Annotated in this window: 8 protein-coding genes; 5 read left to right on the forward strand and 3 right to left on the reverse strand. The window is 64.8% G+C overall.

Annotated features, from left to right (window positions below; genetic code table 11):
- Nucleotide 1: 1 nt before the first annotated feature.
- From serC to mtnA, 3 genes are all read right to left on the reverse strand, one after another.
- Complete coding sequence (gene serC / locus N7333_RS11350; protein ID WP_012018326.1) at nt 2–1,087, reverse strand: 3-phosphoserine/phosphohydroxythreonine transaminase; 1,086 nt, start codon at nt 1,085–1,087, stop codon at nt 2–4.
- 118 nt (nt 1,088–1,205) lie between these two features.
- Entirely contained in the window at nt 1,206–3,974 is a 2,769-nt protein-coding gene (gyrA, locus tag N7333_RS11355; RefSeq protein ID WP_012018325.1) for a DNA gyrase subunit A, read from the reverse strand.
- A gap of 225 nt (nt 3,975–4,199) precedes the next feature.
- Nucleotides 4,200–5,276 carry an S-methyl-5-thioribose-1-phosphate isomerase gene (gene mtnA / locus N7333_RS11360; protein WP_279858852.1) on the reverse strand — a complete coding sequence of 359 codons (1,077 nt, stop codon included), beginning with the start codon at nt 5,274–5,276 and terminating at the stop codon, nt 4,200–4,202.
- A 159-nt stretch (nt 5,277–5,435) separates the two neighbouring features.
- On the opposite strand from mtnA, the gene N7333_RS11365 reads away from it, so the two are divergent.
- From N7333_RS11365 to N7333_RS11385, 5 genes are all read left to right on the forward strand, one after another.
- On the forward strand, nt 5,436–6,755 hold the full coding sequence (locus N7333_RS11365; protein ID WP_279858853.1) for a TRZ/ATZ family hydrolase: 1,320 nt from the start codon (nt 5,436–5,438) through the stop codon (nt 6,753–6,755).
- A gap of 127 nt (nt 6,756–6,882) precedes the next feature.
- Nucleotides 6,883–7,581: a bifunctional 2-polyprenyl-6-hydroxyphenol methylase/3-demethylubiquinol 3-O-methyltransferase UbiG gene (gene ubiG, locus N7333_RS11370; protein ID WP_279858854.1), complete on the forward strand. Its 699-nt coding sequence runs from the start codon at nt 6,883–6,885 to the stop codon at nt 7,579–7,581.
- Nucleotides 7,581–8,252, forward strand: coding sequence for an N-acetylmuramic acid 6-phosphate phosphatase MupP (mupP, locus tag N7333_RS11375; protein ID WP_003243535.1), 672 nt, complete (start codon nt 7,581–7,583; stop codon nt 8,250–8,252). Before ubiG ends, mupP begins: the two co-directional genes overlap by 1 nt.
- Before the next feature lie 65 nt (nt 8,253–8,317).
- Nucleotides 8,318–9,058: a YciK family oxidoreductase gene (locus N7333_RS11380; RefSeq protein ID WP_279858855.1), complete on the forward strand. Its 741-nt coding sequence runs from the start codon at nt 8,318–8,320 to the stop codon at nt 9,056–9,058.
- A 239-nt stretch (nt 9,059–9,297) separates the two neighbouring features.
- A complete protein-coding gene (locus tag N7333_RS11385; protein WP_012018320.1) occupies nt 9,298–10,224 on the forward strand; it encodes a GGDEF domain-containing protein in 927 nt (308 codons plus the stop codon).
- The last annotated feature ends 68 nt before the right edge of the window (nt 10,225–10,292 follow it).

Raw genomic sequence — 10,292 nt, forward strand, 5'->3', positions numbered from 1 at the left:
ATCAGGCGTGCTCCTTCTCGAACTCGGCCATATAGGCCACCAGCGCCTCGACCGCATCCAGGCCGACGGCGTTGTAGATGGAAGCGCGCATGCCGCCTACCGAGCGATGGCCCTTGAGGTTGAGCAGGCCGCGCTCATCGGCGCCGGCGAGGAAGGCCTTGTCCAGCTTCTCGTCGGCCAGGCGGAACGGCACGTTCATCCAGGAACGGGCGTTGTGGGCGATGGGGTTGCTGTAGAAATCGCTGCCGTCGATGGCCTTGTACAGCAGGTCCTTCTTGGCGCGGTTGATGCGTTCCATGGCCTCGACGCCGCCCTGCTCCTTGAGCCACTGGAACACCAGGCCGGACAGGTACCAGGAATAGGTGGCCGGAGTGTTGTACATCGAGCCGTTGTCGGCCGAGATCTTGTAGTCGAGCATGGTCGGGCAGCTGGAGCGGGCGCGACCGAGCAGATCCTCGCGCACGATCACCACCACCAGACCGCTGGGGCCGATGTTCTTCTGCGCACCGGCGTAGATGAGGCCGAACTGCGAGACGTCGATGGGACGCGAGAGGATATCCGAGGACATGTCCACCACCAGCGGGATGTCGCCGGTCTGCGGCACCCAGTCGAACTGCAGACCGCCGATGGTCTCGTTGCTGCAGTAATGCACGTAGGCGGCATTCTTCGACAGTTGCCAGTCGTTCTGCCCGGGAATGGCGAAGTAGTCGTAGGACTTGGCGCTGGCGGCGACATTGATGGCGCCGTAGCGACGAGCCTCCTCGATGGCCTTCTTCGACCAGATGCCGGTCTCGACATAGTCGGCCACGCCGTCTTCGGGCAGCAGGTTGAGCGGGATCTCAGCGAACTGCTGGCTGGCGCCGCCCTGCAGGAACAGCACCTTGTAGTCGTTGGGCACGGCGAGCAGATCGCGCAGGTCCTGCTCAGCCTGGCTGGCGATGGCCACGTACTCGTCGCTGCGATGGCTCATCTCCATCACCGACAGGCCCTTGCCTTGCCAGTCGAGCATCTCGGCCTGGGCGCGTTGCAGTACAGCGGTCGGCAGCGCGGCGGGGCCGGCGCAGAAGTTAAAAGCTCGCTTGCTCACGTCTGTCTCTCTCAGATTCACAGAACGCCACCACCAGACGATGGCATGTCCAAACTGTCTGCCGTGCTCGCGCGAGGCGCTTCAGCCGCGACTGAAGCGCCACCTGCGCAGCCGGGTTTTACTCCTCGCTGCCTTCCTCGGCGTCGACGATCGGCGCATCGGCGCTGTCGGCGACTTCAGCGCCCTCTTCGCCCTCGAGCAGTTCGTCCTCTTCCACCGGCGTCGGCTCCTGCACACGCTCCAGGCCGACCAGGGTCTCGTCCTTGGCCAGCTTGATCAGGGTCACGCCCTGTGTGTTACGGCCGGAGCTGGACACTTCGTCGACACGGGTACGCACCAGGGTGCCCTGATCGGAAATCAGCATGATTTCCTCGCCGTCCTGTACCTGGATGGCGCCGACCAGCTTGCCGTTACGCTCACTGGTGACCATGGCGATGACGCCCTGACCGCCACGACCGCGACGGGGGAACTTGCCCAACCCGGTGCGCTTGCCGAAGCCACGCTCGGAGGCGGTGAGGATCTGCGCGCCGGACTCGGGAATCAGCATGGAGATCAGGCGCTGATCCTTGCCCAGGCGCATGCCGCGCACGCCGCGGGCGGTACGGCCCATGGTGCGCACCTTGCTCTCGGCGAAACGCAGTACCTTGCCGGCGTCCGAGAACAGCATGACTTCCTTGGCGCCGTCGGTGATGGCGGCGGCGATCAGGGTGTCGCCCTCTTCCAGCTTCAGGGCGATCAGGCCGGCGCTACGCGGACGGCTGAACTGCACCAGCGGAGTCTTCTTCACGGTACCGAACGCGGTGGCCATGAAGATGAAGGCGCCAGTCGGCTCGGCGACCAGCTCGGGGGTTTCGCCCTCGACTTCCTCGACTTCCTCGGCCTCGACCACTTCGGTGGCTTCGCCTTCGATCACCAGGCCTTCGTCGTCCAGGTCCTCATCAGCCCCGGCGCTCTGCTGCAGGGCTTCCAGGTCGATCTGCAGCATGGCGGTGATGCGCTCACCCTCGTCCAGCGGCAGCAGGTTGACCAGCGGACGACCGCGGGCGGCACGCGAGGCCTCGGGGATTTCGAAGGTGCGCAGCCAGTAGACCTTGCCCTTGCTGGAGAACAGCAACAGGGTCGCATGACTGTTGGCCACCAGCAGGTGCTCGACGTAGTCCTCGTCCTTCACCCCGGTGGCGGACTTGCCCTTGCCACCGCGGCGCTGCGCCTCGTAGGCGGCCAGCGGCTGGCTCTTGGCGTAGCCACCATGGGAGATGGTGACGACACGCTCTTCCTCGGTGATCAGATCGGCGATGGTCAGGTCCTGACGCGAGGCGATGATCTCGGTGCGACGGGCGTCGCCGAATTCGGCCTTGACCTTCTCCAGCTCCTCGCGGATGACTTCCATCAGGCGCTCGGGGCTGGTCAGGATGCGGATCAGCTCGCCGATCAGGCTGAGAATTTCCTGGTATTCGGCCAGCAGCTTCTCGTGCTCCAGACCGGTGAGGCGGTGCAGACGCAGTTCGAGGATGGCCTGAGCCTGCTCCGGCGACAGGTAGTACTTGCCTTCGCGCAGGCCGTATTGCGGATCCAGCCCTTCCGGGCGGCAGGAGTCGGCGCCGGCGCGCTCGACCATGGCTTCGACCGCGCTGGATTCCCAGGCGGTGGCGATCAGACGCTCCTTGGCTTCGGCCGGAGTCGGCGAGGCCTTGATCAGCTCGATCACCGGGTCGATGTTGGACAGCGCCACCGCCTGACCTTCGAGGATGTGGCCGCGCTCGCGCGCCTTGCGCAGTTCGTAGACGGTACGCCGGGTCACCACTTCGCGGCGGTGACGGACGAACACTTCGAGCATGTCCTTGAGGTTCATGGTCTTCGGCTGACCGTCGACCAGCGCCACGACGTTGATGCCGAACACGCTCTGCATCTGGGTCTGGGCGTACAGATTGTTCAGCACCACGTCCGGCACTTCGCCGCGACGCAGCTCGATCACCACGCGCATACCATCCTTGTCGGACTCGTCGCGCAGTTCGGTGATGCCTTCGATCTTCTTCTCTTTGACCAGCTCGGCGATCTTCTCGATCAGACGCGCCTTGTTCAGCTGATACGGCAGCTCGGTGACCACCAGTTGCTGACGACCGCCGACCTTGTCGATGTCCTCGACCTCGACACGAGCACGGATGTAGATGCGCCCGCGGCCGGTACGGTAGGCCTCGATAATGCCGGCACGGCCGTTGATGATGCCCGCGGTGGGGAAATCAGGGCCGGGGATGTACTGCATCAGGTCATCGACTGTCAGGTCAGCGTTGTCGATCAGCGCCAGGCAGCCATCGATCACCTCGGAGAGGTTGTGCGGCGGGATGTTGGTGGCCATGCCCACGGCGATACCGGACGAGCCGTTGACCAGCAGGTTCGGCACCTTGGTCGGCATCACCGCCGGAATCTGCTCGGTGCCGTCGTAGTTGGGCACCCAGTCGACGGTTTCCTTGTCCAGGTCGGCCAGCAGTTCATGAGCCAGCTTGGTCATGCGCACTTCGGTGTATCGCATGGCCGCGGCGTTGTCGCCGTCCACCGAACCGAAGTTGCCCTGGCCGTCGACCAGCAGGTAACGCAGGGAGAAGTCCTGAGCCATCCGCACGATGGTGTCGTACACCGCGGTGTCGCCGTGCGGGTGGTATTTACCGATCACGTCACCGACCACACGGGCCGATTTCTTGTAGGGCTTGTTCCAGTCGTTGCCCAGTTCGCTCATGGCATAGAGCACACGGCGGTGTACCGGCTTCAAGCCATCGCGCGCATCCGGCAGCGCACGCCCGACGATCACGCTCATCGCGTAGTCGAGGTAGGACTGTTTCAGCTCGTCTTCGATATTGACCGGGAGGATTTCTTTGGCCAGTTCGCCCATGAGAAGCCTGGTTCCTTTTTCTGGTGAAACTCCGCGTCATTCTTCCTGGAACGCCATGGAGCACGTCGCGATAGCTTCAAGCCATCAACGACTCACGACAAATCAACGAGTTATGTCACGATTCGATGCAGTGACGGAGGCTGCAGCCAGCCCCCTTGAGAACTGCCGGAGATTACCACAAAGCGTGCCGCGCACCTACCCCGCAACAGGGTGCGCCTGGCGAACTCAGTGCAGTCGCTTGCGGCACATCAGTTGCGCCAGCTTGGTGCTGTCCGGACGCTCGATCACACCCTTCTCGGTCACGATGTAGTCGACCAGATCCGCCGGCGTCACATCGAATACCGGGTTGACCGCAGGCACATCGGCTGCCACCGGCTGCCCCGCCACTTCCAGCAGCTCACTGCCACTGCGTTCCTCCAGCAGGATGTCGTCGCCACTTTCCAGACTCATGTCGATGGTCGAGCTGGGCGCCACCACCATGAAGCGCACGCCGTGGTGCATGGCGTTGACCGCCAACTGGTAGGTGCCGATCTTGTTGGCGACATCACCGTTTGCCGTGATCCGATCGGCGCCGACTATCACCCAGGTGATGCCCTTGGTCTTCATCAGGTGCGCCGCAGCCGCATCGACATTCAGACTGACCGGCACGCCATCGCCGGCCAGCTCCCAGGCGGTCAGCCGCGCCCCCTGCAGCCAGGGCCGGGTTTCATCGACATAGACATGCTCGAGCAAGCCTTCCAGATGCGCGGCACGAATCACCCCCAGCGCCGTACCGAAGCCGCCGGTAGCCAGCGCTCCGGCATTGCAATGGGTCAGCACCACCTGCGGATTGCCCTGATGCTTGCGAATCAGCTCCATGCCCAGCTGCGCCATGGTCAGATTGGCCTCGCGGTCACTGGCGTGAATGCCGACCGCCTCGGCCTCCAGCTGCCCCAGCACCTCACCATCGTCCTTGAGCCGTGCCAGACGCTCGCGCATGCGCTGCAGCGCCCAGAAAAGATTCACCGCCGTAGGCCGCGACTGCTCGAGACGGGCAAAATCCGCCTCCAGCGCCTCACGCCAGTCCCCACCGGCCTGCAGCCGGGCGCGAGCACCCAGCACCAGGCCATAGGCGACGGCGATACCAATGGCCGGTGCGCCGCGCACCACCATGTCGCGAATCGCATCGGCCACTTCTGCAGCATGGTCGAAGCGCAACCAGGTCTGCCGATGCGGCAGCAGGCGCTGATCGAGCAGATACAGCGCGCCGTCGCGCCACTCGATTGCCTGAACCCTCTCCACCGCCAGCAATTGCTCGCGCATCGCGCACTCCATCCTTAACCGCCAAAAAATCGCGGATTATACGCAGACCGGCAGGCGCCAGCCGAACAATCCGGCACGTCCTCACGACTTCAAGCTACGCGCGTTCATCTATACACTGGCCACCTTCCTTGCACCGATCAAGCCAGACGGACAATCCTCATGCCCGAAGCCCCTCTCGACCTGTTGCTGCTGCCCACCTGGCTGGTGCCCGTGGAACCAGCCGGGGTCGTGCTGCGCGATCACGGCCTGGGCATTCGCGATGGGCGTATCGCCCTGATCGCCCCGCGCGCCGAGGCGCTGCGCCATCCGGCAACGCAGGTGCGAGAGCTGTCGCAATGCCTGATCGCCCCCGGACTGATCAACGCCCACGGCCACGCCGCCATGACCCTGCTGCGCGGCATTGCCGACGACCTGCCGCTGATGACCTGGCTGCACGACCACATCTGGCCCGCCGAGGGCAAGTGGGTCGACGAGGATTTCGTCCGCGACGGCACCGATCTGGCCATCGCCGAGCAGATCAAGGGCGGCATCAGCTGCTTCTCCGACATGTATTTCTACCCGCAGACCGCCGCCGAGTGCGTGCACAATGCCGGTGTGCGCGCGCAGATCACCGTCCCGGTACTGGACTTCCCGGTGCCCGGCGCCCTGAACGCTGCCGAGGCGCTGCGCAAGGGCCTGCAGCTGTTCGATGACCTCAAGCAGCACCCGCGCATCCGCATCGCCTTTGGCCCCCACGCGCCCTACACGGTCAGCGACGACAAGCTGGAACAGATCCGCGTGCTGGCTGACGAGCTGGATGCCGGCATTCATATGCACGTGCACGAAACCGCCCAGGAAGTCGCCGAGGCCGTCAGCAAGCACGGCGAGCGCCCGCTGGCGCGCCTGGCTCGCCTCGGCCTGCTCGGCCCGCGCTTCCAGGCGATACACATGACGCAGATCGATGACGAGGATCTGGCGCTGCTGGTGGAGCACAACTGCAGCGTCGTGCACTGCCCCGAATCCAACCTGAAACTGGCCAGCGGCTTCTGCCCGGTCGAACGCCTGTGGCAGGCCGGCGTCAATGTCGCCATCGGCACCGACGGGGCGGCGAGCAACAATGATCTCGATCTGCTCGGCGAAACCCGCACCGCCGCCTTGCTGGCCAAGGCCGTCGCCGGGTCAGCCACCGCCCTCAATGCCCACAGCGCCTTGCGCATGGCCACCCTCAATGGTGCCCGCGCACTGGGCCTTGAAACCCAGACCGGCTCCCTGGAGCCGGGCAAACTGGCCGACGTGGTCGCCTTCGATCTTTCCGGCCTGGCTCAGCAGCCGATCTACGACCCGGTCTCGCAGCTCATCTACGCCAGCGGCCGAGATTGCGTGAAGCATTTGTGGGTCGGCGGCAAGCAGCTGCTGGACGACGGGCGCCTGACGCGCATGGATGAAGGCGAGCTGATCGCCAAGGCCCGCGTCTGGGGCGAGAAAATCGCCAAAAAATGACCGCGGCACGGCGGCACCACCACTGCGACAAACTGACATACATTGAACGACCCCGAGCCGTCCCATGCCGGCGCCGAAACTGGCAACATGGCGGCAATACGCTTTCCCTGCTTTGAAAGAGATGCTTATGAGCAACGTCGACCGCGCCGAAATCGCCAAATTCGAGGCCCTGGCTCACCGCTGGTGGGACCGCGAGAGCGAGTTCAAACCCCTGCACGACATCAATCCGCTGCGGGTCAACTGGATCGACGAGCGCGTCGGCCTGGCCGGCAAGCGCGTGCTCGACGTCGGCTGTGGCGGCGGCATCCTCAGCGAGGCCATGGCCCAGCGCGGCGCCACGGTGACGGGCATCGACATGGGTGAAGCGCCACTGTCGGTGGCGCAGCTGCATCAGCTGGAGTCCGGGGTCGAGGTCGAGTACCGGCAGATCACCGCCGAAGCCCTGGCCGAGGAGATGTCCGGCCAGTTCGACGTGGTCACCTGCCTTGAGATGCTCGAGCACGTGCCCGATCCGTCCTCGGTGATCCGCGCCTGCCACAGGCTGGTCAAGCCGGGCGGCCAGGTGTTCTTCTCCACCATCAACCGCAACCCGAAGTCCTACCTGTTCGCGGTGATCGGCGCCGAGTACATCCTGCGCCTGCTGCCGCGCGGCACCCACGACTTCAAGAAGTTCATCCGCCCGTCCGAGCTGGGCGCCTGGAGCCGCGCAGCCGGGCTGGAGGTCAAGGACATCATCGGCCTGACCTACAACCCGCTGACCAAGCATTACAAGCTGGAAGCCGATGTCGACGTCAACTACATGATCCAGACGCTGAGGAAAGCCTGATGCGTTTGCGCGCAGTACTGTTCGACATGGACGGCACCCTGCTCGACTCGGCGCCGGACTTCATTGCCGTCACTCAGGCCATGCGGAGCGCGCGGGGCCTGCCGCCGCTGGCGGACAAGGCCATTCGCGACCAGGTGTCGGGAGGCGCGCGCGCCATGGTTGCCTGCGCCTTCGCTGAAGACCCGGATTCGGCCGCCTTCGAGACCCTGCGCCAGGAGTTCCTCGAACGTTATCAGGAGCATTGCGCGGTACTGACTCGCCCCTTCGACGGCATCGAAGCGCTGCTCGCCGACATCGAACAGGCGCGCCTGCCGTGGGGCGTGGCCACCAACAAGCCGCTGCGCTACGCCGAGCCGATCATGCATCGCCTGAATCTCGCCGAGCGCTCGGCGGTGCTGGTGTGCCCGGATCACGTGGCGCTGAGCAAGCCCGCACCGGACATGCTGCTGCTGGCCTGCGAGAAGATCGGCGTACAGCCGCAAGAGGTGCTGTTCATCGGTGACGACGAGCGCGACATCGAATCCGGACGCGCCGCCGGCTGCAGAACCGCAGCGGTCACCTACGGTTATATCCACCCCGAAGACAACCCGCGCAACTGGGGCGCCGACGTGGTCGTGGATCACCCGCTGGAGCTGCGCGCAGTACTCGATCGAGCGCTCTGCAGCTGCTGAGCCACCTCTCCTCTGTTTTGGCGGGCATGCCCCGCCCCATTTCAGCATCGCGAAGGACCCTGAACATGTTCGACTACACCGCCCGCCCCGACCTGCTCAAGGATCGGGTGATCCTGATCACCGGCGCCGGCCGCGGCATCGGTGCGGCTGCGGCCAAGAGCTTCGCCGCCCACGGCGCCACCGTTTTGCTGCTGGGCAAGACCGAAGCCAACCTGAGCCAGGTCTACGACGAGATCGAGGCCGCCGGTCATCCGCAGCCGGTGGTGATCCCCTTCAACCTGGAAACCGCTCTGCCGCACCAGTACGACGAGCTGGCGGTGATGATCGAGAACGAATTCGGCCGCCTCGACGGCCTGCTGCACAACGCCTCGATCCTCGGCCCGCGCACGCCGCTGGAACAACTCTCCGGCGACAACTTCATGCGCGTGATGCACGTCAACGTCAACGCCATGTTCATGCTCAGCAGCACCCTGCTGCCGCTGCTCAAGCTGTCGCAGGACGCCTCGGTGGTATTCACCTCTAGCAGCGTCGGGCGCAAGGGCAAGGCCTATTGGGGCGCCTACGCGGTATCCAAGTTCGCCACCGAAGGCCTGATGCAGGTGATGGCGGACGAGCTGGACGGCATCAGTAACGTGCGCGCCAACAGCATCAACCCGGGCGCCACCCGCACCGCCATGCGCGCCCAGGCCTACCCGGGCGAAAACCCGGCCACCCGGCCAGCGCCGGAAGAGATCATGCCCGTCTACCTCTACCTGATGGGGCCGGACAGCAGCGGCGTCAACGGCCAGGCTTTCGACGCTCAGTGACGGGCCGATGCCCCGGCGCCTGGCGCTGGGGTGGCTCGCGACAGAAAGTTGCCACCGGCAAACGTGAACGGCATCACATTGCCACCTGACACGCCAGACAACCGGCAAACGGCAACGGATGGCCGCCTGCCACCACCACTAAGTGACTGACTTCACAGGATTTTCAGCTCATTTGAACCACCTGGCACGCTTTTCGCTCTAACCCTCTTGTCGCACCATCGCGCCAGAGGTTCAGCTCCATGGTCCCCCCCAGCCAGTCCAACACCATCGATTTCGACGCCGCCAAGCTGCAGCGCCTCGGCTTCACCGGCAACCGCAATCTGCCGCTCAAGCCCGTCAGCCTGGTCATGTTGCGTCAGCAGCTGAGCCTGCAACTGCAGACCAGCCTGGATGTCGAACGCATCCTCAGCCTGTTCTTTCGCGAGGTGCAGCGGCTGGTCCCCCTCGATGCCCTGGCCTTTCAGCATCCCTCGCATGACCTGCGCCTGGAGCTGGGCGAGCGCGCGCCGCACTCGGCCGGCTACCGCCTGAGTCATGAAGGTGAGTACCTGGGTGAACTGATCTTCCGGCGCAAGCAGCGCTTTTCCGACGACGAGCTGGCGCAGCTGGAATCGCTGCTGGCCTGCCTGCTGTTCCCCCTGCGCAACGCGCTGCTGTACCGCACCGCGCTGAAGAGTGCGCTGCGCGACCCGCTGACCGACACCGGCAACCGCATCGCCATGGACCAGGTGCTGCAACGCGAGGTGGATCTGGCCCGCCGCAATCTGCAGCCGCTGTCGCTGCTGATGCTCGACATCGATCATTTCAAGGTCATCAACGACAGCCACGGCCACGCGCTGGGCGACGAGGTACTGAAGGCCGTCGCGCAAACGCTGAAAAACCAGCTGCGCAACATCGATATGGTGTTCCGCTACGGCGGCGAGGAGTTTCTGGTGATTCTCTCCGGCACCAATCGCGAAGGGGCAGCCCTGGTGGGCGAACGCCTGCGCTTTGCCGTGCTCGAGCTGCAGTGTCTGGATGCCGGCCGGCCGATCGAGGTTTCCATCAGCCTGGGCTGCGCCAGCCTGCTGCCGGGCGAATCCGGTGAAAGCCTGCTGCGCCGCGCCGACAGCGCCCTGTATGTGGCCAAGCGCGAAGGACGCAACCGCCTGACCATGGCCGGTTGAAACGACGCAGCAGTAACGAAAAAGGGCCCTGCGAGGGCCCTTTTTCATGAACGACTGTCAGCGCTTGC

This window comes from Pseudomonas sp. GD04158 (assembly GCF_029834875.1).
Taxonomy (GTDB): Bacteria; Pseudomonadota; Gammaproteobacteria; order Pseudomonadales; family Pseudomonadaceae; genus Aquipseudomonas; species Aquipseudomonas hydrolytica.

Excerpts from the sequence above, each read along its gene's own strand:
- mupP (WP_003243535.1), top strand. The coding sequence starts at position 7,581 with ATGCGTTTGCGCGCAGTACTGTTCGACATGGACGGCACCCTGCTCGAC.
- N7333_RS11380 (WP_279858855.1), top strand. The coding sequence starts at position 8,318 with ATGTTCGACTACACCGCCCGCCCCGACCTGCTCAAGGATCGGGTGATC.
- N7333_RS11365 (WP_279858853.1), top strand. The coding sequence starts at position 5,436 with ATGCCCGAAGCCCCTCTCGACCTGTTGCTGCTGCCCACCTGGCTGGTG.
- mtnA (WP_279858852.1), bottom strand. The coding sequence starts at position 5,276 with ATGCGCGAGCAATTGCTGGCGGTGGAGAGGGTTCAGGCAATCGAGTGG.
- N7333_RS11385 (WP_012018320.1), top strand. The coding sequence starts at position 9,298 with ATGGTCCCCCCCAGCCAGTCCAACACCATCGATTTCGACGCCGCCAAG.
- gyrA (WP_012018325.1), bottom strand. The coding sequence starts at position 3,974 with ATGGGCGAACTGGCCAAAGAAATCCTCCCGGTCAATATCGAAGACGAG.
- ubiG (WP_279858854.1), top strand. The coding sequence starts at position 6,883 with ATGAGCAACGTCGACCGCGCCGAAATCGCCAAATTCGAGGCCCTGGCT.